At 61.2% G+C, this 24,570-nt stretch carries 24 protein-coding genes; 20 read left to right on the top strand and 4 right to left on the bottom strand.

All coding sequences use genetic code 11. The features are described from left to right. Positions 1-19: 19 nt before the first annotated feature. Positions 20-1,705 (bottom strand): AMP-binding protein, encoded by a 1,686-nt coding sequence (locus B9Z31_RS14905; RefSeq protein WP_100120347.1) that lies wholly within the window; start codon positions 1,703-1,705, stop codon positions 20-22. A 225-nt stretch (positions 1,706-1,930) separates the two neighbouring features. Here B9Z31_RS14905 and B9Z31_RS14900 point away from each other — a divergent pair, with 225 nt between their 5' ends. The 8 genes from B9Z31_RS14900 to B9Z31_RS14865 all read left to right on the top strand — a co-directional run bounded on the left by B9Z31_RS14900 (position 1,931) and on the right by B9Z31_RS14865 (position 10,627). Beyond that, positions 1,931-2,605, top strand: coding sequence for a GNAT family N-acetyltransferase (locus tag B9Z31_RS14900; protein WP_233201000.1), 675 nt, complete (start codon positions 1,931-1,933; stop codon positions 2,603-2,605). Between the two features lie 116 nt (positions 2,606-2,721). Further along, positions 2,722-3,606, top strand: coding sequence for an HlyC/CorC family transporter (locus B9Z31_RS14895; protein WP_100120346.1), 885 nt, complete (start codon positions 2,722-2,724; stop codon positions 3,604-3,606). Next, entirely contained in the window at positions 3,603-5,165 is a 1,563-nt protein-coding gene (gene lnt, locus B9Z31_RS14890; protein WP_100120345.1) for an apolipoprotein N-acyltransferase, read from the top strand. The genes B9Z31_RS14895 and lnt overlap by 4 nt, the downstream gene beginning before the upstream one ends. A gap of 70 nt (positions 5,166-5,235) precedes the next feature. Then, positions 5,236-6,141 carry a glycine--tRNA ligase subunit alpha gene (glyQ, locus tag B9Z31_RS14885; RefSeq protein WP_100120369.1) on the top strand — a complete coding sequence of 302 codons (906 nt, stop codon included), beginning with the start codon at positions 5,236-5,238 and terminating at the stop codon, positions 6,139-6,141. Between the two features lie 11 nt (positions 6,142-6,152). Continuing rightward, positions 6,153-8,297, top strand: a complete 2,145-nt coding sequence (glyS, locus tag B9Z31_RS14880) for a glycine--tRNA ligase subunit beta (protein ID WP_100120368.1) — start codon at positions 6,153-6,155, stop codon at positions 8,295-8,297. A gap of 35 nt (positions 8,298-8,332) precedes the next feature. Beyond that, positions 8,333-8,929, top strand: a complete 597-nt coding sequence (gene gmhB / locus B9Z31_RS14875; RefSeq protein WP_100120344.1) for a D-glycero-beta-D-manno-heptose 1,7-bisphosphate 7-phosphatase — start codon at positions 8,333-8,335, stop codon at positions 8,927-8,929. 12 nt (positions 8,930-8,941) lie between these two features. Then, on the top strand, positions 8,942-9,691 hold the full coding sequence (locus B9Z31_RS14870; RefSeq protein WP_100120343.1) for a 1-acyl-sn-glycerol-3-phosphate acyltransferase: 750 nt from the start codon (positions 8,942-8,944) through the stop codon (positions 9,689-9,691). Between the two features lie 18 nt (positions 9,692-9,709). Beyond that, positions 9,710-10,627 (top strand): M48 family metallopeptidase, encoded by a 918-nt coding sequence (locus B9Z31_RS14865; protein WP_100120342.1) that lies wholly within the window; start codon positions 9,710-9,712, stop codon positions 10,625-10,627. A 9-nt stretch (positions 10,628-10,636) separates the two neighbouring features. Here the strand turns inward: B9Z31_RS14865 and B9Z31_RS14860 are convergent, their stop codons facing one another. Next, the gene (locus B9Z31_RS14860) at positions 10,637-11,782 is read right to left on the bottom strand and encodes an MBL fold metallo-hydrolase (protein WP_100120341.1); all 1,146 of its coding nucleotides are present in this window, start codon (positions 11,780-11,782) and stop codon (positions 10,637-10,639) included. 104 nt (positions 11,783-11,886) lie between these two features. On the opposite strand from B9Z31_RS14860, the gene B9Z31_RS14855 reads away from it, so the two are divergent. The 10 genes from B9Z31_RS14855 (at position 11,887) to B9Z31_RS14810 (ending at position 19,864) form a co-directional block, all read left to right on the top strand. Next, entirely contained in the window at positions 11,887-12,291 is a 405-nt protein-coding gene (locus B9Z31_RS14855) for a MerR family DNA-binding transcriptional regulator (protein WP_100120340.1), read from the top strand. An 88-nt stretch (positions 12,292-12,379) separates the two neighbouring features. Further along, a complete protein-coding gene (locus B9Z31_RS14850; RefSeq protein ID WP_369804718.1) occupies positions 12,380-12,835 on the top strand; it encodes a PaaI family thioesterase in 456 nt (151 codons plus the stop codon). Between the two features lie 56 nt (positions 12,836-12,891). After that, entirely contained in the window at positions 12,892-14,073 is a 1,182-nt protein-coding gene (locus B9Z31_RS14845; protein ID WP_100120339.1) for an isovaleryl-CoA dehydrogenase, read from the top strand. Positions 14,074-14,102: 29 nt separating this feature from the next. Beyond that, complete coding sequence (gene can, locus B9Z31_RS14840; protein ID WP_100120338.1) at positions 14,103-14,771, top strand: carbonate dehydratase; 669 nt, start codon at positions 14,103-14,105, stop codon at positions 14,769-14,771. 43 nt (positions 14,772-14,814) lie between these two features. After that, positions 14,815-15,999 carry an acetyl-CoA C-acyltransferase gene (locus B9Z31_RS14835; RefSeq protein ID WP_100120366.1) on the top strand — a complete coding sequence of 395 codons (1,185 nt, stop codon included), beginning with the start codon at positions 14,815-14,817 and terminating at the stop codon, positions 15,997-15,999. A gap of 514 nt (positions 16,000-16,513) precedes the next feature. Then, entirely contained in the window at positions 16,514-17,191 is a 678-nt protein-coding gene (locus B9Z31_RS14830) for an SDR family oxidoreductase (protein WP_100120337.1), read from the top strand. 20 nt (positions 17,192-17,211) lie between these two features. Then, positions 17,212-18,339, top strand: coding sequence for an acyl-CoA dehydrogenase family protein (locus tag B9Z31_RS14825; RefSeq protein ID WP_100120336.1), 1,128 nt, complete (start codon positions 17,212-17,214; stop codon positions 18,337-18,339). Positions 18,340-18,351: 12 nt separating this feature from the next. Further along, positions 18,352-18,783: a rhodanese-like domain-containing protein gene (locus B9Z31_RS14820; RefSeq protein WP_100120335.1), complete on the top strand. Its 432-nt coding sequence runs from the start codon at positions 18,352-18,354 to the stop codon at positions 18,781-18,783. Then, positions 18,783-19,172 (top strand): YchJ family protein, encoded by a 390-nt coding sequence (locus B9Z31_RS14815; protein ID WP_100120334.1) that lies wholly within the window; start codon positions 18,783-18,785, stop codon positions 19,170-19,172. Before B9Z31_RS14820 ends, B9Z31_RS14815 begins: the two co-directional genes overlap by 1 nt. Before the next feature lie 44 nt (positions 19,173-19,216). Further along, entirely contained in the window at positions 19,217-19,864 is a 648-nt protein-coding gene (locus B9Z31_RS14810) for an HAD family phosphatase (RefSeq protein WP_100120365.1), read from the top strand. A gap of 26 nt (positions 19,865-19,890) precedes the next feature. Here the strand turns inward: B9Z31_RS14810 and B9Z31_RS14805 are convergent, their stop codons facing one another. Both B9Z31_RS14805 and B9Z31_RS14800 read right to left on the bottom strand, forming a co-directional pair. Continuing rightward, the gene (locus tag B9Z31_RS14805; protein ID WP_100120333.1) at positions 19,891-20,649 is read right to left on the bottom strand and encodes a response regulator transcription factor; all 759 of its coding nucleotides are present in this window, start codon (positions 20,647-20,649) and stop codon (positions 19,891-19,893) included. Further along, positions 20,646-22,490, bottom strand: a complete 1,845-nt coding sequence (locus B9Z31_RS14800; RefSeq protein WP_158235691.1) for an ATP-binding protein — start codon at positions 22,488-22,490, stop codon at positions 20,646-20,648. The genes B9Z31_RS14805 and B9Z31_RS14800 overlap by 4 nt, the downstream gene beginning before the upstream one ends. A gap of 182 nt (positions 22,491-22,672) precedes the next feature. On the opposite strand from B9Z31_RS14800, the gene B9Z31_RS14795 reads away from it, so the two are divergent. Both B9Z31_RS14795 and B9Z31_RS15740 read left to right on the top strand, forming a co-directional pair. After that, positions 22,673-24,442, top strand: a complete 1,770-nt coding sequence (locus tag B9Z31_RS14795) for a ShlB/FhaC/HecB family hemolysin secretion/activation protein (protein ID WP_233200998.1) — start codon at positions 22,673-22,675, stop codon at positions 24,440-24,442. Positions 24,443-24,445: 3 nt separating this feature from the next. Next, positions 24,446-24,570: ESPR domain-containing protein (locus B9Z31_RS15740; protein WP_199174520.1), on the top strand; the 125-nt coding region annotated here is incomplete at its 3' end.

Below are 24,570 nucleotides of genomic sequence, written 5' to 3'. Positions count from 1 at the left end.
GCGTTCAGGGCTTGGGGCTTTATTTCTGGCTGCGCAGTTCACGGCGCAAGATTTTGCCGACGTTGGATTTGGGCAACTCGTCGCGGAATTCGATGTACTTGGGCCGCTTGTACCCGGTCAGGTTGTCATGGCAAAAGCGCGATACGGCCTCTTCGGTCAGCATCGGGTCGTTGCGCACCACGAAGACCTTGATGGTTTCGCCTTGCATGCTGTCGGCAATGCCAATCACGGCGCACTCGACAACCCCGGGGCAAGTGGAGATGACGTTCTCCAGCTCACTCGGGAAGACATTGAAACCACTCACGATGATCATGTCTTTCTTGCGGTCCACGATGCGGGTGAAGCCCTCCGAGTCCATGATGCCCACATCGCCCGTGCGCATGAACCCATCGGCGGTGAAGGTTTTGGCATTTTCTTCGGGCTGCTTGTAGTAGCCCCACATCACGTTGGGGCCGCGAATGCAAATTTCTCCCGAGCTGCCCACGGGCAAGCTGTGACCGTCGTCGTCCTTGATGGCGATGTCGATGCTGGGCAATGGCAGGCCAATGTTGCCGCTGAAGTGTTTTTGGGTGACGGGGTTGTTGGTGCCGATGGCGCAGGTCTCGCTCATGCCCCAGCCTTCGATCATGGGGCTGCCCGTGGCGGCCTGCCAACTTTTGGCGGTGCCTTCCGAGGCGGCCATGCCCCCGGCTTGGGTGAGCATGAGCGAAGAAAAATCAATCGTCTTGAACATCGGGTGCTGCATCAAGGCGTTGAACAGGGTGTTGACACCGGGCAGCATGTGAAAGGGCCGCTGCTTGAGCACCTCGATGAACTTGCCAAAGTCGCGCGGGTTGGGCACCAAGGTCAGGTGAGAGCCTTGGCGAATGGCCAGCAAACACAGCGTCAGAGCGAAGATGTGGTACAGCGGCAAGGCGGCGATGCTGTTGATCTTGCGCAGATCGCCCACGCTGGACAAGGCCGGGGTGAACCAGCCTTCGGCCTGCAGCATGGCGGCCACAATATTGCGGTGCGTCAAAACAGCACCTTTGGACAAACCGGTGGTGCCGCCTGTGTACTGTAAAAAAGCGGTGTCATCCAGGGTTTGGACCGAGGGCTTCAGGTTCAGTTGTCGACCTTGGGCGATGACTTTCTTGAACGGAATGACTTGGCGTGCGCCCGTCAGCGGCAATTCAAATTCGGGCACCATTTTGGCGAGGTGGCGCACAGCGAAGGTCATCCATCGGCCGTACCAAGGGCCCAGCAAGTCGCCAATGGACGCCAGCACCACATGCTGAACCGCCGTGTCCTCGATCACTTCTTGCAAGGTGGCGGCGAAGTTTTCCAAAATGACGATGGCACAGGCCCCGGAGTCCTTCAGCTGGTGCTTCAACTCCCGGGCGGTGTAGAGCGGGTTCACATTCACGCAGGTGTACCCGGCGCGCAAGATGGCGGCCATGGTCACGGCAAACTGCGGCAGGTTGGGCAGCATGATGGCCACACGGCTGCCGGGCTCCAGCCCTTGGTTTTGCAGCCAAGCGCCTAGGGCTTTGGAGAGTTCATCCAGCTCTTTGTAGCTCATCCACCGGTCCATGCAAACCGAGAACGGGCTGTCCCCATGCGCGCGGAAAGCCGACTCCATCATGTCGGTCAGGCTGCTGTATTGGTTGGGGTCAATCTCGTGTGGGACGCCGGGGGGGTAATTCTTCAGCCAAATACGTTCCATCGTCGAATCTCCTTGATCCGACGATTGTGGTCACTTGCGCGGCCAGGTGTGACCGGGCAAGTCCTGAGTAATGAGCAAAAAGGTCTCAAAGGCGACAAATCACCGGGACTGACAAAGCCTGGCCATTGCGTGCAAAATAAGGGCAAACCCTTATTCGTCATGAACTCAAAACCATCTGTATCCCCTGGATTTTGGCGCCAACTGAGGCAGCGTTGGGGTGAGGTCGTGAGCGCTTGGCAGTCCGCCACTTCAGGCACGGCGCGGGGGGCCAGCGGTTGGATTCCCATCCGCTCCCTCTCGCCTCGCCACAAACCGCGCATCTTGGCCCATTTGCTGTCACTCCAGCCCGAGGACCGTTACCTGCGTTTTGGTTATCCCGCCACCGATGAACAGATCGCGCGTTACGTGACGGGTTTGAAATTTGACCGGGATGAGATTTTTGGTGTTTTCAACCGCCGACTGGCCTTGGTGGCCATGGCCCATTTGGCCTATTCCGTCGATCCGCAGTGGGCCACTTGCGCCGAATTCGGTGTTTCTGTGTCCTCGCACCAAAGGGGCCGAGGTTTGGGCGTTCGCATGTTCAACCATGCGGCGATGCACGCGCGCAACCAAGGGGTGAGCCTGTTGTTCATCCACGCCCTCAGTGAAAACGTGGCCATGCTCAAAATTGCCCGCCGTGCGGGCGCCAAGGTGCAGCGAGATGGCAGCGAGAGCGAGGCTTATCTGTCTTTGCCGCAAGCCACTTTGGACAGCCAGTTGAGTGGCTTGATGCAGGAGCAGATGGCCGAGCTCGATTACCAGCTCAAAAGCCAGGCCCAGCAGTTTCGGGCGTGGTTGGCCACCGTGCAAGAAATCCGCCAAGGCGTGCGCGATGCGCGCCATGGTTTGCACAAACCCTGAAACTCAGAAGGCGGCGTGCGGTTTGCCCCCTGCGCTGGGGCGGCTTGTCATGTTTTGTCATGGGAATCCGCTATCCTAGAGGCTTCGCCATAACCGCATGTCCTGCAACCCTGACTGTGTCCGACCCCCACCCTGCGCGCTCTGTTGAGCGCGAAGACAAAAGAAGTTTTCTGCAAAAACTGGCCGAGTTCATCCACCCCGGCCCCGACTCCACCGACGAGTTGATCGAAACCTTGGCCGAAGCCGAGGACAACCAGATCATCAACGCCGAGAGCCGCCTGATGTTGGAGGGGGTGATCCGCATGGCCGACATGACCGCAGGCGATGTGATGGTGGCCGCTCCCCGCATGGATTTGCTCAACATCGAAGACCCGTTTGAACAGTTTTTGCACCAGGTCATCGAAACGGCGCATTCGCGCTTTCCGGTTTTTGAGGGTGAGCGAGAAAACATCATTGGCATTTTGCTGGCCAAGGACTTGCTGAAATTGCAGCGGGCCCCCGAATTGAACATCCGCGCTTTGCTGCGTCCCGCTGTTTTTGTGCCAGAAAGCAAGGGTCTCAACGACCTCTTGCGCCAATTCCGGGACAACCGCAACCACCTGGCCATCGTCATCGATGAGTTTGGCCGCACGGCCGGCTTGATCACCATTGAGGATGTGCTGGAACAAATCGTGGGCGAGATCGAAGACGAATTCGACATTGCCGACGACGAGGGCGATATTTTTGGTCTGCCTGACCGCAGCTTCCGTGTCAGTGGTGACACCTCGTTGGCGCGTGTGAGCGAGGCGTTTGGTGTGAACCTGCAAGATGCCCGCGAGGACAGCGAAGGCCCCGATTTCGACACCATTGGCGGTTTGATCGCCCACGAAATGGGCCATGTCCCACGGCGCGGTGAAAAATACGTGTTGGCCGGTCTGCAGTTTGTGGTCTTGCACACCCGGGCGGGCGCGGTGCGCTGGTTCAAGGTGTCACCCGCCACCCCCCAAGAGCCCCAAGCATGAGCCTCGGCCGCGCTGGATCACGCGGCCTGCAACTCTTGTGGCCTGCTCTGGCGGGCGCCCTCCAAGCGGTATCGATGGCCATGCCGGGCAGTGGCCAAGCGCACGGCTGGTTGCAGATCTTGAGCATGACCCTGCTGGCCACGGGTTTGGCCCGACTTGCTCAGCCTTGTTTTCGAACACGTTTTGCGCACCAGCAAGCCGCTGTGTTGGGTGGTGTGTTTGCCGCTGCATGGTTGGCGGGCAGTTTTTGGTGGTTGTTCGTCTCCATGCACGAGGTTGGCGGTTTGCCTGCCCCCTTGGCCGCGCTGGCCGTGCTGGCCTTGGCCTGTGCGTTGGCCTTGTATTACGCCGCGGTGTGCGCGGTCTGGGTGAATTGGGCGCAGGGGCTTGGGGCCTCACGTCCGGGCGCTGCCAGTGCGCTGTTTGCGGCCCTGTGGACTTTGGCGGAGCTGATGCGGGGGCGTTGGTTGACCGGTTTCCCTTGGGCTGCGGGTGGGTACGCGCACGTCGACGGCATCTTGTCCGTTTGGGCGCCTTGGGTTGGGGTGTACGGCATGGGCGCGCTGGCCGCATGGTTGGCCATGCGGCTGGCCTTGTCTGGCTGGCGCTTGCGCGCTTTGAAGCCCCTGATCGGTCTGGGCGTGTTGTCTTGGGGGCTGCAGGTTTGGGGGCCTGTTTTCACCACCTCGGCGGGCGCCGGCCGGGTCGAGTTGCTGCAAGCGAATATCTCTCAAACGGCCAAATTTGATGGCGCCAGTGGCATCCGGGATGCGCTGCAGTGGTACGACGCGCAGCTGCGCGCCAGCCAACAGCCGCTGGTGGTCGCGCCTGAAACGGCGATTCCTTTGCTGCCCCAACATTTGCCGCAAGCCTATTGGTCAGGACTGCAGCAATACTTCGCCGGCTCAGACCGGACGATGGCGCTGGTGGGGGCACCCTTGGGCAGCTTGGCTGAGGGGTACACCAACTCGGTGTTGGCCTTGGGGCCTGGCGACACAGCGTCTTACCGCTACGACAAGTCGCATTTGGTGCCATTTGGGGAGTTCATTCCGCCCAGTTTCGGCTGGTTCATCCGCATGATGAACATCCCTTTGGGCGACTTCAAATCAGGGGGCTGGGACCAGGCTTCGGTGGTGTGGCAAGGCCAGCGCCTCGCGCCCAACGTGTGTTACGAAGACTTGTTTGGCGAAGAGCTGGCCCGGCGCTTCAGGGATCCGGCCACGGCGCCGACGGCCTTGGTGAATGTGAGCAACATCGCCTGGTTCGGCAACACGCTGGCCGTCGACCAGCACCTGAACATCTCGCGCATGCGGGCCATGGAGCTGGGCCGCCCCATGCTGCGGGCCACCAACACCGGGGCCACGGCCATCATCGACCATACCGGCCAAGTGACCGCGCAGCTGCCGCGCTTTACCCGAGGCAGTCTGGTGGGGTCGTACGAGGGGCGCAACGGCCTCACGCCCTTTGCCAGGTGGGCGTCGGCATGGGGGCTTGGGCCCTTGTGGGCCTTGTGCGGTGCCGTGGTGGCACTGGCGTTCTGGCGTCGGCAAAGGCCGTAAAATCAAAGGTTCGCGCCATGCTTGCGCGCCCACTAACTTTGGCCAGCTCGCTGCTGGCAACGCTTCGGCCATGTTGACCTTCCAGCAAATCATTTTGAAATTGCAGCAGTACTGGGATGCCCAGGGCTGCGCCTTGCTCCAGCCCTACGACATGGAAGTCGGTGCGGGCACCAGCCACACCGCCACTTTTTTGCGCGCCATTGGCCCCGAGCCTTGGAAAGCCGCCTACGTGCAGCCCAGCCGTCGCCCCAAAGACGGGCGCTACGGCGAAAACCCCAACCGCCTGCAGCACTACTACCAGTTTCAGGTCGTTTTGAAGCCCGCGCCCAGCAACATCCTGGAGCTGTACCTCGGCTCGCTCGAAGCGCTGGGCTTTGACCTCAAGAAAAACGACATCCGCTTCGTCGAAGACGATTGGGAAAACCCCACGCTCGGCGCCTGGGGTCTGGGCTGGGAAGTCTGGCTCAACGGCATGGAAGTCACACAGTTCACTTACTTCCAGCAAGTGGGTGGCATCGACTGCAAGCCGATCACGGGTGAGATCACTTACGGTCTGGAGCGACTGGCCATGTATTTGCAAGGCGTGGACAACGTCTACAACCTGCAATGGACCGAGGGCTTGACCTACGGCGATGTGTACAAGCAAAACGAAGTCGAGCAGTCGACATACAACTTCGAGCACAGCGATGCCGAGTTCTTGTTCACCGCCTTTGGTGCGCACGAAAAGCAAGCCCAGCACCTGATGGGCGCGCAGCTGGCGCTGCCCGCTTACGAGCAGGTGCTCAAAGCCGCGCACACCTTCAACTTGCTGGACGCGCGCGGCGCGATCAGCGTGACCGAGCGCGCCGCCTACATCGGCCGCATCCGCAATCTGGCCCGCAGCGTGGCCCAGAGCTATTACGAAAGCCGCGAACGTCTGGACTTCCCGATGGCCCCGCGTGAATGGGTTGCGCAAATGCCCAAGAAAGCCGCGTGAGGGAGAACGACATGACGACACAAAATCTGCTGGTAGAACTGTTTGTGGAAGAGCTGCCGCCGAAGGCGCTGAACAAGTTGGGTGCTGCTTTCTCGGGCGTATTGGCCGAGCAACTCAAGGCCCAAGGCCTGGCCGCAGCCGACGCGGTGGTGACCGCTTTTGCCTCACCCCGACGTCTGGCCGCCCATGTGAGTGGCGTGCTGGCGCAGGCCGCCGACAAGGCCGTTCAGCAAAAGCTGATGCCTGTGGCTGTGGGCTTGGACGCAGCGGGCAACGCCACACCCGCACTGCTGAAAAAACTGCAAGCCTTGGGCGCAGACGTGAGCGACCCTGCTGCGGCCGTGGCCGCGCTCAAGCGCCAGCCTGATGGCAAGGCCGAAGCGCTGTTCTACGACAGCTTGGTCAAAGGTGCCTCATTGCAAGTCGGCTTGCAAAAAGCGCTCGATGAAGCGCTGGCCAAGCTGCCCATCCCTAAGGTCATGCAGTACCAGTTGGAAACCGATTGCGGCATCGACCACTTTTTGCCCGGCTGGACCAGCGTGAACTTTGTGCGCCCTGCGCACAGCCTGATCGCCCTGCACGGCAGTGCCGTGGTGCCCGTCCAGGCGCTGGGCCTGACCGCGGGCAACAGCACCCAAGGCCACCGCTTTGAAGCCAAAGTCTCGCCCGTGGTCTTGTCGCACGCCGACCAATACGACGAAGTGCTCAAGCGCGACGGCGCGGTCATCGCCAGCTTTGCCGAGCGCCGTGCAGAAATCGTGCGCCAGCTCCATGCCGCAGCGGCCCAAGTGGGCAGCGGTGCGCGCCCCATCGAAGACGATGCCTTGCTGGACGAAGTGACCGCGCTGGTCGAGCGTCCGAACGTGCTGACTTGCCAGTTCGAGACCGAGTTCTTGGGCGTGCCGCAAGAGTGCCTGATCCTCACGATGAAGGCCAACCAAAAATACTTTCCCTTGATCGACGCATCGAGCAAGCTGACCAACCGTTTCTTGGTGGTGAGCAACATCACCCCCGACGACGCTTCGTTTGTGATCGGCGGCAACGAGCGCGTGGTGCGCCCGCGCTTGGCCGATGCCAAATTCTTCTTCGACCAAGACCGCAAGAAAACGCTCGAGTCGCGCGTCGAAGGCCTGTCGAAAGTGGTTTACCACAACAAACTGGGCACGCAAGGCGAGCGCATGGCGCGGGTGTGCGCCATCGCCCAAGCCATCGGCCAGCAAGTTGGCGGTGACGCCCTGGCCGCGCAGGCCAAGCAGGCCGCACGCTTGGCCAAGACCGATTTGCTGACCGACATGGTCGGCGAGTTCCCAGAGCTGCAAGGCATCATGGGTGGCTATTACGCCCGCCACGACGGCCTGTCCAACGAGGTGGCCGAGGCGATTGAAGACCACTACAAACCGCGCTTTGCGGGCGACGATTTGCCCCGCAACCCGGTGGGTTTGGTGGTGGCGCTGGCCGACAAGCTCGAAACCTTGGTCGGCATGTTCGGCATTGGCAATGTGCCCACGGGCGACAAAGACCCGTTTGCGCTGCGCCGCCATGCGCTGGGCGTGATCCGCATGCTCATCGAACAAGATGTGGCTTTGGGTTTGCCCCAGTTGTTGGCTTTGTCCGCCCCGGTTTTCGGCGACAAGATCACAGGCGGCGCTGAAGCCTTGATCGACTTCATTTGCGACCGCTTGGCCGGCAACTTGCGCGAGCAAGGGTTCAGCGCGCAAGAGGTCGACGCCGTCATGGCCCTGCGCCCGGCACGGTTGAGTCAGGTCAGCCAGTTCCTGCAAGCTGTGCGCGCCTTTGCGGCTTTGCCCGAGAGCCCCGCCTTGGCCGCTGCCAACAAGCGCATCGGCAATATTTTGAAGAAGGCGGGCGAGGTGGACGCGCATGTGAACGTCGCGCTGTTGCACGAAGAGGCCGAGAAAAACCTGTACGCCGTCATGCAAAAAATTGTCCCCGAGTCCGAGGCCCAGTTCAAAGCGGGCGATTACACCGCCAGCTTGCAAACCCTGGCCGCCTTGCGCGCACCCGTCGACGCTTTCTTTGATGACGTGATGGTCAATGCCGAAGCCATGGACCTGCGACTGAACCGCCAAGGCTTGCTCAAAAGCCTGCATGTGGCCATGAACCGCGTCGCCGATCTCTCGCGCCTGGCGGCTTGAGCGCCCGAACACCTCGCCACTGACCCGCCCCGCCGATGAACAACCACCTCAAACTTGTCATCCTGGACCGGGACGGCACGATCAACCAAGCCAGTGAGGAGTTTGTCAAATCGCCCGAAGAGTGGCACCCCTTGCCGGGTGCGCTCGAAGCGATCAGCCGGCTCAACCATGCGGGTTTTCATGTGGTGTTGGCCACCAACCAATCGGGTTTGGGCCGGGGTTTGTTTGACATGGGCGCCCTCAACGCGGTCCATGCGCACATGCTCAAGGCCTTGGCCACTTTGGGCGGGCGCATCGATGCGATTTTTTATTGCCCCCACGCGGCCGAAGAGGGGTGCAGCTGCCGCAAGCCTGCGCCGGGTTTGTTGCAGCAGATCGAGGAGCGCTATGGTCTGAGTCTGACCGGTGTGCCCTATGTCGGAGACAGCCTACGGGACATGCTGGCCGCACAGGCTGCGGGCTGTGTGCCCCATTTGGTGCTTTCCGGGCGGCATGCGATGGTCGACCCCGCCCGTTTGCCGCCCGAGTTTCCGCGCAACACCCGCGTGCATGCCGATTTGATGGCTTTTGCAGACCACCTCTTGGCCGCTGCAGAGTCAAGCCCCATTCCGCCCCGATCACCCACCCCTTAGGCCCACGCTCGCATGAATTTTCTTCGCTCACTGGCTCACGTGCTCTGGATGGCGCTCACGGTCGTGCCTTGGGCGCTCTTCGTGATCGTGGTGTCCTACCTGGTCAGCAGCACCCGCCTGTATTGGATTTGTGCCGCTTGGCTGCGCGTGGCGGTGAACAGTGGCACTTGGATCCTGGGGATCGAAAACCGGATTCAGGGCATGGAAAACTTGCCCCAAGGCAGCAAAGACCCGGCCGTTTTGCTGGTCAAGCACCAGTCGACTTGGGAGACCTTTGTCATGCCCGTGATCATGCCGCACCCCCTGGCTTATGTGTTCAAAAAAGAGCTCCTCCGAGTGCCCTTTTTTGGCTGGGCCATGGGCCGCCTCGACATGATCCACATCGACCGCAAGCAGCGTTCGCGGGCGTTTGCCAAGGTGGTTCAACAAGGCCGCCGCCTCATGGAAGAGGGCGTTTGGGTCATCATGTTCCCAGAGGGCACGCGCATCCCGCGTGGCCAAAAAGGCGAATACAAAAGCGGTGGGGCCCGTTTGGCCATCGCTGCGGGTGTGCCGGTGATTCCCATCGCCGTGACCTCGGCGCGTTGCTGGCCGACCAAGGCCTTCATCAAAACACCGGGGGTGGTGGACATCTCCATTGGCCGCGCCATCTCCAGTGAGGGCCGCAGCGCCGATGAACTCATGTTGGAAGTGGAGACCTGGATCGAATCGGAGATGCACCGGCTCGATCCCGAGGCTTATCCCGGCGTCGCCGGCCATTGAACTGGAGTGAGGCGAACCATGCGCGCGCCTTTGCAGTTTGTGTTGGATTTCTTCACGGGCGGCGACCCTGTCCCGCCGACCCAGCCCAAGCCTGCCATCTTGCCGCCTGAACCGGCCCCTTCCGCGCTCAAGCCCCCCGCCTCAGGCCATGACGCACTCCGGGGCATGGACGCACCGCTGCCCATGGCGGCAGGCTTCACCCATCCTGCTGCCAATCGCCATGCGCAACTTCAGGGCGTGGCGGTGTCTTTCCGTTTTGAGCGCTCGCGCCGCAAAAGCATCGGTTTCATGGTGGGGGCCGATGGCTTGGTGGTGCGTGCGCCCAACTGGGTCACCTTGCGCGAGGTGGACGCTGCTGTGCAGGAAAAAGGCGCTTGGATTGTGGCCAAGTTGCAGCAGTTCAAAGACCGACAAACCGAGCAATTTCAAAAAGCCATTGAGTGGCGCCACGGGGCCGAGGTGCCTTTTTTGGGGCGCACGGTGCAACTGTGTGTGATGGAGCGCGGCGTGGGGCGTGTGCATGGGCAAGACCTGCCGCCCGATCAAATTTTGCCGGTGACGGTGCCGCCCGGTGCCTCGGTGACGCAGGTGCGTGATGCTGCGCAGGTGTGGCTCAAAAAGCAGGCCAAAACCTTGTTTGAAGAGCGGCTGCACCACTTCGCGCCACGGCTCGGGGTGCGTTGGCGCCAACTCAGCCTGTCCAGTGCCAGCACGCGCTGGGGCAGTGCGCGCCAGGATGGGCACATCCGTTTGAACTGGCGCCTCATTCACCTGCCCATCAGCCAGATTGACTATGTGGTGGTGCACGAGTTGGCACACCTGCGCGAAATGAACCACAGCCCCCGCTTTTGGGAAACGGTGGGAGAGGTCATGCCCGACTATGCGCAGCGGCGGCAAGCGCTGCGCCAGGCCCCGGTGGATCTGAAAGAAGGCTGAGCCCTCGACTCACGCAGCCGGGCGGGTGCTGAAGCGGTAAACCCCATCGGCGTCGCGCGAGCGCTGCAGCTGACCCGACAGCCACAACAAGTTCAAGTGGGCCACGGCCTCGCCCAAAGCAAAAGTGGTTTGGTGCACATCCAGCGGACGCTTGAACAACACCGGCAGCAGTTCGTAGGCGTTGCAAGCTTGGGGCCTGCAGGCTTGCAACAACTCGGACAAGCGCTCGGCGTGGTGTGATTTCAGTTGCGCAATTCGGGTGAGAGCGCCCCGAAACGGACGCCCGTGCGAGGGCAGCACCAAGGTGGCATCGGGCAGGCCCGCCATGCGCTCCAGGGAGTCGAGGAACCACTGCAGTGGGTTGCCGTCGGGCTCCATGGCGTAGACACTGATGTTGGTGGAAATGGAGGGCAGCAGCATGTCGCCACTGATGAGCACTTGGTTCTCCGCGTCGTGCAGGGCCATGTGTTCAGGGGAGTGGCCATAACCGGCGATGCACGACCAAAGCCGATCGCCAATGCGCACTTGGGCGCCGGCCATCAAACGGACATAGGCGCTTGGAATTTTGGGCACCATGCTGGGGTAGTAGCCCATGCGTGATTGGATGACCGCGAGGTCTTCGGCCTTGCGCCAGCCGTGCGCCTCAAAGAACGCGACCGTGGCCGGGCCACCAAAATTGGACAGACCGCTGCAGGCGAGCAGTGCCGACTGGTACTCACTGGTGCTCATCCACAGGGGGGCTTGCCAGCGCTCGCACAGCCAGTGGGCCAGCCCCATGTGGTCCGGGTGCATGTGGGTCACCAGCACCCGCAAGATCGGCAAGCCCTGCAGCATGTCTTGCTCCACCTGTTCCCAGGCTTGTCGGGTCAGCGGGTTGTCGATGCCGCAGTCCACCACCGTCCAGCCTTCTTGCTCAACGCCCGCTTGCGAAGGGTGAGGCATGCGGTCACGCAGCAGCCACAGGTTGATGTGGTTCAGAGCAAAGGGCAGCCCCACACGCAACCAAAAAATGCCCGGTGCAACTTCGGTGGCTGAACCCGACTCGGGCAGGTGTTCGCCCAAAGGGTAGTGCAGCGGGGGTGGGGTGGGCTCCACTGCGGGCGTGGCCATGGCGTTGGGCAAGGTGGACATGCGGCGTGTGGATTGGGTTAGCATTCGGAGGGTTGACGTTGACGTTAACGTCAAACACACATTGAATTCTAGGGTGCGGCTGCTTGCATGGCTGTCTCCCTTGCGCAAGCGGTTGAGGAGCCCAAGCCATGGCGAACATGTTCACGATCAGCGATTTGGCCCAGGAATTTGACCTGACCACCCGAGCCATCCGTTTTTACGAAGACATGGGCTTGCTCGAGCCCGAGCGTTCGGGCCCCGGTGGGCGCAACCGTGTGTACTCGGCCCGAGACCGCACCCGTTTGAAGCTCACCTTGCGCGCCAAGCGCTTGGGCTTGTCGCTCAATGAAGCCAAGGGCCTGATCGACATGTACGACAGCCCAAGGGACACCGTGCCGCAGCTGAAAAAATTCTTGGTGGTGCTGGCCGAGCACCGCCAGCAATTGGAGTCGCAGTTGGCCGATTTGGAGGCCACGCTGGACGAAGTCAAAACCCATGAAAAAGAAACCCGAAGTTTGCTGACCAAGGCCAGCAAGGCGAACCCCGCGGCCTGATGCGCACAGGTCCAGCCGCGACGATTTGATTGACGTTGACGTAAACGTCAATTAAAGTCTGGGTTTGTTTTCAACCATTGGATGTGACGTGAGCCTTGCCAGTTCTTCTGCTGTGTCGCCGCCGAGCCCCCATGAGCGGGTGGCCAGCAGCCTGGCGCGCCAGGGCATGATGCAGCACTTGGGTGTGCAATTGGTATCGGCAACGGCGGGCCGTGTCGAGTTGTCCCTGCCTTATGGGGACAAGGTCACGCAGCAGCAAGGTGGTTTTCATGGCGGCGCCATTGGCGCGCTGGCCGACATCGCCGGGGGGTACGCTGCGTTGACGGTGGCGCCAGACGGCATGGAAGTCGTCACCATTGAATACAAAATCAACTTTTTGAACAGTTTGCAGGGCGGCCGCATCCACGCCATCGGTCAAGTGACCAAGGCTGGCAAGCGGGTCATCGTGTGTTCGGCAGAGGTCGTGCACATCGCCAGCGATGGCCAACAAACCCCTTGCGCAGTGATGCAGCAAACCTTGACGGCGGTGCCGCAAACCTATTGAGCCAGCGGCTTTTGCCCGCGATCCCACCCCTTTTTCCTTGAGCTGGAGCCCTCCTTATGAACAACTTGCCCGGTCTGAATTTCCAACTTGGTGAAGACATCGACGCCCTGCGAGACGCGGTGCGCGAGTTTGCCCAAGCCGAAATCGCCCCTCGCGCCGCCGAGATCGACCGCGATGACCAGTTTCCCATGGACCTGTGGCGCAAGATGGGCGACTTGGGCGTGCTGGGCATCACCGTGGGCGAGGAATACGGTGGCGCCAACATGGGGTATCTGGCCCACATGATCGCCATGGAGGAAATCTCGCGCGCCAGCGCCTCTGTGGGGCTGAGCTACGGCGCGCACTCCAACCTGTGCGTCAACCAGATCAAGCGCAACGGCACGCCCGAGCAGCGCGCCAAATACCTGCCCAAATTGATTTCGGGCGAGCATGTGGGCGCCCTGGCCATGAGCGAACCCGGCGCGGGGTCGGACGTGCTGAGCATGAAGCTCAAGGCGGAGGACAAAGGCGGCTATTTCCTGCTCAATGGCTCCAAGATGTGGATCACCAACGGCCCTGACGCCGACACCCTGGTGGTGTATGCCAAGAGCGAGCCCGAGCTGGGCGCTCGCGGCGTGACGGCCTTCCTGATCGAAAAGGGCATGAAGGGTTTCAGCATCGCGCAAAAACTCGACAAGCTGGGCATGCGCGGCAGCCACACGGGCGAGCTGGTGTTCAACAACGTCGAAGTGCCTGAATCCCATATCTTGGGGGGTCTGAACAACGGCGCCAAGGTGCTGATGAGCGGCTTGGACTACGAGCGCGCTGTGCTCACGGGCGGTCCGCTGGGCATCATGCAGTCCGTCATGGACAACGTGATCCCCTACATCCACGACCGCAAGCAGTTTGGCCAGAGCATTGGCGAGTTCCAGCTGATCCAGGGCAAAGTGGCCGACATGTACACCGTGCTGCAAGCCGGTCGCAGCTTCGCCTACACCGTGGCCAAAAACTTGGACCTGTTGGGCACCGAGCATGTGCGCCAGGTGCGCAAAGACTGCGCATCCGTCATTTTGTGGACCGCCGAAAAAGCCACCTGGATGGCCGGCGAGGGCGTGCAGATCTTCGGTGGCAACGGTTACATCAACGAATACCCGCTGGGCCGTTTGTGGCGCGACGCCAAGCTGTACGAGATCGGCGCGGGCACCAGCGAGATCCGCCGCATGCTGATTGGCCGCGAATTGTTCTCCGAAACCGCCTGAGGACTTTGCTGCACTGCCACAATTGACGCATGAGCCCATCACTTCAGCATCTTTTTGACAACAACCGCGCCTGGGCGCAGAGCATGGTCCAGCAGGACCCTGCTTATTTCTCGCGCCTGGCCAACCAGCAAAACCCCAAGTACTTGTGGATCGGCTGCTCCGACAGCCGCGTGCCCGCCAACCAGATCACCGGCCTGGATCCGGGCGAGGTGTTTGTGCACCGCAACGTGGCCAACGTGGTGGTGCACTCGGACCTGAACGCCCTGTCGGTCATCCAGTACGCGGTCGATGCCCTCAAGGTCGAGCACATCATGGTGGTGGGGCACTACGGCTGCGGCGGTGTGCTGGCGGCCACGCGTGGCCTGCGCGTGGGCTTGGCCGACAACTGGCTGCGCCACGTGCAGGACGTGCGCCTGCGCCACCGCCAGCGCCTGAACCACTTGCCGCAAGAAGAACTTGAATCGGTCATGTGCGAGATGAACGTGATCGAGCAGGTCGGCAACGTCGCCCTGTCCAACGTCATGCAAGACGCCTGGAGCCGTGGCCAAAAAGTCACCGTGCACGGCTGGATTTATGGCCTGGACAACGGTCTGGTCAAAGACTTGGGGGTGACCATGAGCGGTGCCCATGAAGTGGTGGACGTCTTCCGCAACGCTTTCAAGCGCTACCCCCGTGGTGGCGTTCTTCCTGCCGCGTGACCCTTCGGGGGCGTGGCGACTGTTGATTCAATTGGAGAAAACCATGTCCGACCCCATCGTCATCGTCAGCGCTGCCCGCACGCCCATGGGCAGCTTCCAAGGCGATTTTTCCTCACTGGCTGCCCACGACTTGGGCGGCGTCGCCATCAAGGCCGCGGTCGAGCGCGCGGGCATCAGCCCTGAGCTCGTCACCGAAGTGCTGTTTGGCAACTGCCTGATGGCCGGCCAAGGCCAGGCCCCAGCCCGCCAGGCGGGTTTCAAGGGCGGCTTGCCCAAGAGCGCAGGCGCGGTCACCTTGTCCAAGATGTGTGGCTCGGGCATGCGCGCGGCCATGTTTGCCCACGACATGCTGGTGGCGGGCACACACGACGTGCTGGTGGCTGGTGGCATGGAAAGCATGACCAACGCGCCGTACCTGATGCTCAAGGGCCGTGGCGGTTACCGCATGGGCCACGACAAAATTTTCGACCACATGATGCTCGACGGCTTGGAAGACGCTTACGAAGCGGGCCGCAGCATGGGCACCTTTGGCGAAGACTGCGCGGCCAAATACAAGTTCACCCGCGAGCAGCAAGACGCCTTTGCCATGGCCAGCGTGCAGCGTGCGCAAAACGCGATCCAAAACGGCGGCTTTGCCACCGAAATCGCGCCCGTGACGGTCAAAACCCGTGCAGGCGAAGTCGTGGTGTCCATCGACGAAGGCCCTGGCAAGATCAAGATCGACAAGATCCCCACACTCAAGCCCGCCTTCAAGAAAGACGGCGGCACCATCACCGCTGCGGCCAGCTCGTCCATCAACGACGGCGCGGCCGCCATGGTGCTGATGCGCGAAAGCACGGCCGCCCAACTCGGCTGCAAGCCCTTGGCCCGCATCGTGAGCCACGCCACCCATGCGCAAGAGCCCGAGTGGTTCGCCACCGCCCCGGTGGGCGCCAGCCAGAAGGCCTTGGCCAAAGCCGGCTGGAAGGTTGAAGACGTCGACCTGTGGGAAATCAACGAAGCCTTTGCCGTCGTGCCCATGGCGCTCATGACCGAGCTGAACGTGCCGCATGACAAGGTCAATGTGAACGGCGGCGCCTGCGCATTGGGCCACCCGATTGGCGCATCCGGCGCCCGCATCATGGTCACGCTGATCCACGCCCTCAAGGCCCGTGGCCTCAAGAAGGGCCTGGCCACGCTGTGCATCGGCGGCGGCGAAGGCACGGCGGTGGCGCTGGAGCTCGTGTGATGTTGTTGTTTGTAGGTCGGGGCTTCAGCTCCGACATCTGCCTGCAAAGGCTCCATGTCGGGGCTAAAGCCACCGACCTACAGCTCAGGCATTGGTCGAATGCCTCAAGTCCCAGCAAATGCCCCAAGTGCCAGATGGCTCCTTCGCGAGCAGGGGCTCGCTCCCACGATCCAATGCAGCTGCTGTGGGCACCACAAGGGCCGAACGCGGCTTTTGTGGGAGGCCGCCCCTGCGGCCGAATGGCTCAAGTCCCAGCAAATGTCTCAAGTGCCAGAGGGCCCCTTCGCGAGCAGGGGCTCGCTCCCACGATCCAATGCCGCTGCTGTGGGCGCCATCAGGGCCGAACGCGGTTTTTGTGGGAGGCCGCCCCTGCGGCCGAATGCCTCAAGTCCCAGCAGATGCCCCAAGTGCCAGAGGGCCCCTTCGCGAGCAGGGGCTCGCTCCCACGCCGCATCGCATGGCCGTCAGTGCCCCACAGCCATGAGCACCCTTCAACCATGAGTACCCCGCAACCATGAACACCGTCCTGCTGATGGGTGCATCTCGCGGCATTGGCTTGGAGCTGGCGCGCCAGTACATGGCCGACGGTTGGCGTGTGATCGCCACCGCCCGCTCTGACGAAGGCCTTGCAAGCCTCAAAGCCCTGGGCGCGCAAACCCTGCGCCTCGATGTGGCCAACCCGGCCAGCAACTCAGGCCTGGCTTGGCAGCTCGACGGCGAGAAGATTGATCTCGCCATCTACGTGGCGGGCGCGATGGACCGCGCCAGTGCCAACACCCCGCCCACCCGCGACAGCTTTGACGCGGTGATGCACACCAATGTGATGGGCGCGATGCAGGTCATCCCCCAGATCGTGCCCATGGTGCAAGAAACGCAAGGCGTGATCGCCTGCATCAGCTCCGTCATGGGCAGCATGCAAGAGACCAGCAGCGGCAACGCCGCGCTCTACCGTGTGAGCAAGGCCGCGCTCAACATGGTGGTGCGTTGCACCCAGGCCGAGCAGCCGGACATCACCGTGTTGGCCATCCACCCCGGCTGGGTGCAGACCGAGATGGGCGGAGAGCAGGCGCCCCTCACGCCCGAGCAAAGCGCGAGCAGCCTGCGCCAGACCCTGAGCCATGTGCTTGAACAGCGCGACCCGAAACACCGGGGCGCATTTTTGAACCACGACGGCCAGCCGCTGCCGTGGTGACCCGATAAAGAAAGACAGACATGCTGCTGACCCCCGACCAGGAAATGATCCGTGACGCCGTGCGCGACTTTGCCCAGCGCGAGCTGTGGCCCCATGCGGCCGAGTGGGACAAGAAACACCACTTTCCGAAAGACGTGCACAAGGGCCTGGCCGAGCTGGGCGCTTACGGCATCTGTGTGCCCGAGGACTTGGGTGGCGCGGGTTTGGACTATGTGACGCTGGCGCTGGTGCTCGAAGAAATCGCAGCCGGTGACGGCGGCACCAGCACCGTCATCAGCGTGACCAACTGCCCGGTCAACGCCATCTTGATGATGTACGGTAACGCCGCGCAAAAAGCGCAGTGGCTCACGCCGTTGGCCCAAGGCCAGATGCTCGGCGCGTTCTGCCTGACCGAGCCCCATGTGGGCTCGGACGCCTCGGCCCTGCGCACCACGGCGGTGAAAGACGGCGACAGCTACGTCATCAACGGCGTCAAGCAGTTCATCACCAGTGGCCAAAACGGCGACGTGGCCATCGTCATAGCGGTGACCGACAAGGGCGCAGGCAAGAAAGGCTTGAGTGCCTTCATCGTGCCCACCCGCACGCCCGGTTACACGGTTGCGCGCCTCGAGGACAAACTGGGCCAGCACAGCAGCGACACCGCGCAGATCAACTTTGACAACTGCCGCGTTCCTGCTGACAACCTGATCGGCCAAGAGGGCGAGGGCTACAAAATTGCCCTGTCGTCTTTGGAGGGCGGTCGCATCGGCATTGCCGCGCAAAGCCTGGGCATGGCCCGCAGCGCGCTCGATGTGGCCATTGACTACGCCAAGCAGCGCGAGAGCTTTGGCACGGCCATCTTCAACCACCAAGCGGTGGGCTTCCGTTTGGCAGACTGTGCCACGCAGCTTGAAGCCGCACGCCAGCTGATCTGGCACGCCGCCAGCCTGCGCGACGCGGGCCGCCCTTGTCTGAAAGAAGCGGCCATGGCCAAACTGTTCGCCAGCGAAGTGGCCGAAAAGGTCTGCTCCGCCGCCATCCAGACCCTGGGCGGTTACGGCTACGTGAGCGACTTCCCAGTTGAGCGCATCTACCGAGACGTGCGCGTGTGCCAAATTTACGAAGGCACCAGCGACGTGCAAAAAATCATCATCCAGCGCGCGCTGTAAGAGGAGATCGCCATGCCCATCACCAAAGGTTTTCAGGCGCTGGTTGACGAAGCCATGGCCCAGGTCACCACCTACAGCGTGGACGAGGTTCGTGCCCGCTTGGACGACCCGAAAGTGCAGATCGTGGACATCCGTGACCCCCGTGAACTCGAACGTGAGGGCACGGTGCCCGGTGCCTTGCAGGCCCCTCGCGGCATGCTCGAATTTTGGGTGGATCCAGCCTCACCCTATTTCAAGCCTGTTTTTGGCGACGAGAGCAAAGAGTTCATCCTTTTTTGCGGCGCGGGCTGGCGCAGCGCGCTCGCCACCCAAACCTTGCAAGACATGGGCATGACCAACGTGGCCCACATCGACGGCGGTTTTTCGGCCTGGAAAAAAGCAGCGGCACCCATCGTCACCCTGGAACAACACAAAGCGGAAAGCGCGGCGCGCAAAGGCGCTTGATGGCCACACCTTGCCCCTGTGGTCGTACCGGTCCCAAAGGCCAAGTGCAGGCCTTGGACGATTGTTGCGGCCCATTGCACGCAGGCCAGCCTGCCCCCGATGCCGAGCGCCTGATGCGTTCGCGCTACAGCGCTTTTGTGCAGGGCGATGTGCCGTATCTGTTGGCCACTTGGCACAGCACCCAGCGACCTGCCGAGTTGACGCTGGAGACGGGTGGCAAGTGGTTGGGCTTGGACATCAAGCAACACCGCGTCACGGGCGCCGACACCGCGGAGGTGGAGTTTGTGGCGCGCTTCCGAGTGGGCGGCAAGGCGGTGCGCCAGCATGAACGCAGCCGTTTTGTGCGCGAGGACGGTCGCTGGTTGTATGTGGACGGCGATGTGCTTTGAGCAGGGGCCCCGCCAGGCCATTCAAGCCCCGTATGATCCAGCCCATGAACTTTGAAGCCATTTTGTTTGACTGCGACGGCGTGCTGGTCGACAGCGAAGCCATCACCTGCGGCGTGCTGCGCGACATGTTTGAAGAACAAGGCTGGCGCATGACGCTGGCCGAGTGCATGCAGCGCTTTGTGGGCCACACCGTCAAAAGCCAGCGCGACACCATTGAGGCGCACACCGGCCAGCCGCTGACCGATGCGTGGCTGGAACAGTTTTATGCCCGGCGCAACGAGCGCTTGACGCAGCGCATCACCGCCATCGACGGTGTGCACGAGGCCGTGGCGCATTTGCACGACCACTGCCAAGGCCGCATCGCTGTGGCCTCGGGGGCAGACCGTTTCAAGATCGAGATGATGCTCAAGCAAGTGGGCTTGATCGACTTTTTTGCAGGCCGCATTTTCAGCGGCCACGAAATGCCGCGCAGCAAGCCACACCCCGATGTGTACTTGGCCGCCGCCGCCCATTTGCAGATCGACCCGGCGCGTTGCCTGGTTATCGAAGACACCACGGTGGGCATCACGGCGGGTGTGGCTGCAGGCGCCACCGTGTGGGCTTATGCACCCCCGGGCGCCAAAGCGCAAGCTTTGCGCCAGGCCGGGGCCGCCAAGTTGTTTGAGCACATGCGGGATTTGCGTTTGGCTTGAATCGCCTGGCGCATGGGCTCACCCCTTCATTGACCCCATTTGGTCTCTTGGGCTTTGATGGCCAATGGGCGCGTCAGGCTGTAACCGGTGCCGTGGTCTGTTTTGATCTCCAGTCGATCGACGGGGAACTTGGCCAATTTGCTGCGCAGTCTGCTGACGATGACTTCCAGACGCGCCTTGGCTTGTTTGTCGCTCAATTCGGTGTGACCCAATTGATCCGTCAATTGCTCGTACGTGCACAGGCCATTGCCCAAGGCCAATGTCTCCAGCAGCAGGCATTCGCTGGGTGTGAGACTGAGCATGTCCAGTTTCGGCGAGAGCAGGCGGTGGTCTTTGACATGCAAAGTCCATGGCACGTCTTGGGGTTGCGTTGATGCGGGTGTCGCCAATTGCGAGCGACGCAGCAAGTTGTGCACCACGGCCACCAGCTCTTCAGCCCGCGTGGGTTTGGTCAGGTAAATGTCGGCACCCGCGACATAACCTTCGGTTCGGTCGATGCCCATCACGCGGGCCGTGAGCATCACAATGCCAACGCGTGGGTGGGTGCTGCGCAACCACTTGCACAGGCTGATGCCGTCTTCACCGGGCAAGTTCAGGTCCAGCAGCACAATGTCAGGCTCTTGCTGGGCCACGCAGCGGCGCAGGCTTTCGCCGTCGTCGGCGCACCGCACAGTCCACCTCGCCGCATTCAGCACCAAGCTCAGTTCTTCACTCAGGCGCAGGTTGTCGTCCACCACAATCAGTTCACCCAGCGGGGCAGCGGAAACGGCGGGGTATGAATTCATTGGGTGGTCAAAACCAAGGTGAAACTGATTTTTTTGGGGTCGATTTGCATGACCACCTCGCTCCCCAATGCGTGCGCCAGCGCTTGCGAGAGCCACAGGCCAAGGCCCGCACCCGAGAGGTTGCGTGCAGATTCAGCGCGGTAAAAACGCTCAAATGCCAAATCGGGCGAGGGCGTTCCGGCTTCGCCCACTTCGTTGGAAACGCAAAACTCCACCATGGCCGCTTGCCCGTTGCCCAGCCTTGCTTGCACAGCCAGCTCGACCAGTGTGTCGGGTGGCGAGTATTTGAGTGCGTTCGTTAGCAAATTGCTGAAAATGATCTTCAGGTAATGCATGTCAGACAACAGCACCGCATCACCTGAGATGCCCTGCACCAAGAAGTAAATGCGCTCATTGGGGTTAGACGCTTTGATGGCCGCCATCAAATCGTTCAAGGTGAATGAAACGATGCTCATGGGCAATTGCCCCTGCTCAAAACCATCAATCTCAGAGCATCGCTCAATGATGGCGTCGATCTCCTGGAGCGATTGCTCGATGGCGGCCGACCTCGCCAGCAGAGGTTCATCTTGACCCATCCGTGCCTTGATGCCCGATAGCGCCAAGTGGCTCACGGCCAAGGGGTTTTTCAATTCATGCGCCAGCATGGCGGTGAATTGGCGTTGACGCTCCAAGCGTTTGCTTTCCAAGTCCAAATTTTCCTGCGATACCTTGAGCGCGCTTTGGACCGCTTGAAATTGACCGAGTTGGAGACGCTCATAAAACCAACTGGCCAAACCAATGATCACCAAAAGCATGGTGAATCGGCTGAAGATGTTTTTCAGGAACAAATCCGATGTCAATGCGCGAGAGGCCTCCCCCAAAATCCCCACAGACTGCCAAGAGACGAACACGGTCATCACCATGACCAACAGCAAGACGACAAAGGTCACGCGGGTGGATTTTTCACTCAGGCTACTGGGCTCCCGAGCGGCCGCAAGCAGTAAAAAAGCAGTCAATGCCAATGTCCCCAGCCGCCACAACAGCATGCTCCCATTGGATGCCTCGCTGGGCTCAAAGATGGCATAAACGCCAATGCCCATCTGCAAAACGGGCCACACCCAAATCCAGCGCAACCACCGTTGCCTAGGGAAAATCAGGGTTGAGAAAATGATGAGAATGCCACCGGCGATGGCAATGTTGGCAATGATGTTGGACGATGCCAGCGCCATGCTCCAGGGCACAGGCAAGCCCAAAACGGTGATGGCGTAACCCATTCCGGTCCAGATTTGAATCTGCGATGACACCAGTAAAACGCAGACCAACAAGCTCATCCAGCTGAACTTGCGCACACTGCGCCAGACCATCACAAAAAGAAACAAAAGCGACAGCGTGGCGAAGACGGTCATGGCCACGGCCATTTTTCTCTCGTGGCGTGCAAGTTCGTCTTTGCTCCCCACAAAAGCGAGGACCGCTGCATTGTGGCGAGAATTAATCCGGAGATAAAAATCGTCGCCCTGGCGAACAGCCCCCATCGATGTCATTGCGATGAAGTCCTGCGGTGCCACGGTACGCTGATGCCAGAGCCCAGAACTTGCTGGTGTATACAGCGTCACGTCACCCAAATGGACGGGTAACAGGTGAAGAAAGAGCGGGCCCGCAGCCGCATCGACTTGGTCAATGTGCAGACGCAGCCATACCACTGTGTCGCCAATCGCCAAACGCTCCAAAGCGTTGAAGGACTTGAAATTTTGTGTGCGTGCACTTTCAAAGTCCAGCTGCTGACTTTCATCGATCCAGATGGATTGTTTGACTTGGGTACCCGGGTCTTGCGCCTCCACCTGGGGCAGTGCGCTTTGGGCCATCGCCCAGCTCCCCCAAAAAATCGCACAACACAGCACAAGCAGCCAGTGCCGGGCGCTGTGTCGCGTGGTGAAAAGGCGGGTCGGTAACCGGAACATGTGGGGCATCTTAGCGGCGGGCGCAAGCAAACCTTGCGCCGCATTGCAAGGTTTTGAGGAATCGTGCTGATAAAAATTGCAAAACCATGAAAACCATGAACATGCAACCCCTCCAAATCACCAAGGTCAAATCGCTTGCCTTTCCCCATCGCTGGGGCTTTCTGGCACTGCTTGGATACGGTATTTTTCCTTCTTGGGGCCTTGCGCAAACCCCTCCCGATGCGAGCACCTTGCAGCAGCAAATCGAGCGCGATCAACAGGCCGACAAGCAGCGTGTGCAGGTTCAGCAGGCGCCCCAACACCCTGTAGAAGTCCCCCTGCAGGGGCAAACCATCGTGGTCGAAGAATTCAAGTTCAAGGGCAACACCTTGCTCAGCAGCGCCACATTGCGTGCCGCATTGGCCCCGCTGCTGGGTCGCCCGCTGGACTTTGCGCGGCTGCAAAGCACGCCGGTGTTGGTGGCCGATGTGTACCGAGACAAAGGCTGGGTGGTGCAAACCTTTTTGCCCGAGCAAAGCATTGAGCAAGGCAGTGTGACGATCGAGATCGTCGAGGCCGTTTTTGGCCAAACCCTGGTGGCCGGGGACCCCGCGACGCGCGTGCCCAAAGAAGATGTGTTGCAAATTTTTGCGCGCCAGCAAGAAGCGGGCAAGTTCCTCAACATCCATGCGGTGGACCGGGCCTTGCTTTTGGCCGATGACCTGCCGGGCATCACCGTCTCGGGCGCTTTGGCCCAAGGGGCGCAAGCTGGGCAAACCGATTTGGTCTTGCAAATGGCCAATGAGCCTGGGTTGAACGCCAATGTGTCTGCCGACAACACCGGCGCTGTCTCCACAGGCACCGCACGCGTCATGGCCGCGCTCAATATCAACAGCCCCACGCTCAGGGGTGACGCCATCGGCCTCAATGCCCTGGCGTCCCAAGGCACACGTTATGCCCGCTTGGCATACGGTCTGCCCATGGGCACGGACGGCTGGCGCTTGGGGCTCAATGCCTCGCGTTTGCATTACGAGTTGATCACCGAGCCTTACGCCAGCCAAAAGCGCCAAGGCAACCCCACACAGGGTGACGCCACCACGGCGGGCTTGGAGCTGAGCTACCCCTGGGTGCGCAGCCGCACGTTCAACCTGAACACCAGCTTGAGTGCTGAGAAAAAAACTTACGACAACATCGCCAGCGGCCTCACCTCGTCGGCCTACAAAAGCACCCCTTTGTCACTGGTCTTGAGTGGCAACAGCTTTGACAGCTTGGGCCAAGGTGGTGCGAACGCGTTTTCTTGGACCATGACGGCGGGCAAGCTCAACTTGGACGGTTCTCCCACCCAGGCAACCGACGCCAGCACCACCCAAACCGCGGGTGTTTTTGCGAAGGTCCGCTACGCCATCAGTCGCCAGCAGCAGCTGACCCCCAAGTGGTCGATGTACGCCGCCTTCAGCGGACAGTGGGCCCACAAAAACCTGGACTCTTCAGAAAAGTTTTACCTGGGCGGCAGCAGCGGTGTGCGTGCCTACCCCAGCAGCGAAGGGGGTGGCACCTTGGGCCAATTGCTCAACCTGGAGCTGCGCTGGCAAGTGGCCGACGGCTGGAGCCTGACGGGCTTTTATGACCACGGCCGCATCCGTGTGAACAAATTCAACGACTTTGAGGGCGCGGCTGCATTGAACGCCTATGCCCTCAAAGGCGCGGGCTTGGCCGTGGCTTGGCGCAACAGTGTGGGCACCTCGGTGCAAATGACCTATGCCCGGCGTCTGGGCCAGAACCCCAACCCCATCACCACCGAAGTCAACCGCGGCGCAGACCAAGACGGCACTTTGAAGGTCAACCGCATCTGGCTTACAGCCACGCAGTCGTTTTAATTCATGAACAGCAACTACAAACTGGTTTACAGCGAAGCACTCAACACTTGGGTGGCCGTGGCCGAGCACGTCAGTGCACGCGGTAAAAAAAGTGCCCTGCGCCTGGTCACTGCGGCAGCGCTCATGGC

Source organism: Limnohabitans sp. G3-2, assembly GCF_002778275.1.
Taxonomy (GTDB): Bacteria; Pseudomonadota; Gammaproteobacteria; order Burkholderiales; family Burkholderiaceae_C; genus Limnohabitans_A.
The sequence above is the reverse complement of the archived record's forward strand: the minus strand, read 5'-3'. Positions and strand labels throughout refer to the sequence as shown.

What these genes read in the sequence shown, in the direction of transcription:
- B9Z31_RS14905 (WP_100120347.1), bottom strand. Translation starts at nt 1,705, where the DNA reads ATGGAACGTATTTGGCTGAAGAATTACCCCCCCGGCGTCCCACACGAG.
- lnt (WP_100120345.1), top strand. Translation starts at nt 3,603, where the DNA reads ATGAGCCTCGGCCGCGCTGGATCACGCGGCCTGCAACTCTTGTGGCCT.
- glyQ (WP_100120369.1), top strand. Translation starts at nt 5,236, where the DNA reads ATGTTGACCTTCCAGCAAATCATTTTGAAATTGCAGCAGTACTGGGAT.
- glyS (WP_100120368.1), top strand. Translation starts at nt 6,153, where the DNA reads ATGACGACACAAAATCTGCTGGTAGAACTGTTTGTGGAAGAGCTGCCG.
- gmhB (WP_100120344.1), top strand. Translation starts at nt 8,333, where the DNA reads ATGAACAACCACCTCAAACTTGTCATCCTGGACCGGGACGGCACGATC.
- B9Z31_RS14870 (WP_100120343.1), top strand. Translation starts at nt 8,942, where the DNA reads ATGAATTTTCTTCGCTCACTGGCTCACGTGCTCTGGATGGCGCTCACG.
- B9Z31_RS14865 (WP_100120342.1), top strand. Translation starts at nt 9,710, where the DNA reads ATGCGCGCGCCTTTGCAGTTTGTGTTGGATTTCTTCACGGGCGGCGAC.
- B9Z31_RS14860 (WP_100120341.1), bottom strand. Translation starts at nt 11,782, where the DNA reads ATGCTAACCCAATCCACACGCCGCATGTCCACCTTGCCCAACGCCATG.
- B9Z31_RS14855 (WP_100120340.1), top strand. Translation starts at nt 11,887, where the DNA reads ATGGCGAACATGTTCACGATCAGCGATTTGGCCCAGGAATTTGACCTG.
- B9Z31_RS14845 (WP_100120339.1), top strand. Translation starts at nt 12,892, where the DNA reads ATGAACAACTTGCCCGGTCTGAATTTCCAACTTGGTGAAGACATCGAC.
- can (WP_100120338.1), top strand. Translation starts at nt 14,103, where the DNA reads ATGAGCCCATCACTTCAGCATCTTTTTGACAACAACCGCGCCTGGGCG.
- B9Z31_RS14835 (WP_100120366.1), top strand. Translation starts at nt 14,815, where the DNA reads ATGTCCGACCCCATCGTCATCGTCAGCGCTGCCCGCACGCCCATGGGC.
- B9Z31_RS14830 (WP_100120337.1), top strand. Translation starts at nt 16,514, where the DNA reads ATGAACACCGTCCTGCTGATGGGTGCATCTCGCGGCATTGGCTTGGAG.
- B9Z31_RS14825 (WP_100120336.1), top strand. Translation starts at nt 17,212, where the DNA reads ATGCTGCTGACCCCCGACCAGGAAATGATCCGTGACGCCGTGCGCGAC.
- B9Z31_RS14820 (WP_100120335.1), top strand. Translation starts at nt 18,352, where the DNA reads ATGCCCATCACCAAAGGTTTTCAGGCGCTGGTTGACGAAGCCATGGCC.
- B9Z31_RS14815 (WP_100120334.1), top strand. Translation starts at nt 18,783, where the DNA reads ATGGCCACACCTTGCCCCTGTGGTCGTACCGGTCCCAAAGGCCAAGTG.
- B9Z31_RS14810 (WP_100120365.1), top strand. Translation starts at nt 19,217, where the DNA reads ATGAACTTTGAAGCCATTTTGTTTGACTGCGACGGCGTGCTGGTCGAC.
- B9Z31_RS14805 (WP_100120333.1), bottom strand. Translation starts at nt 20,649, where the DNA reads ATGAATTCATACCCCGCCGTTTCCGCTGCCCCGCTGGGTGAACTGATT.
- B9Z31_RS14800 (WP_158235691.1), bottom strand. Translation starts at nt 22,490, where the DNA reads ATGGCCCAAAGCGCACTGCCCCAGGTGGAGGCGCAAGACCCGGGTACC.
- B9Z31_RS14795 (WP_233200998.1), top strand. Translation starts at nt 22,673, where the DNA reads ATGAAAACCATGAACATGCAACCCCTCCAAATCACCAAGGTCAAATCG.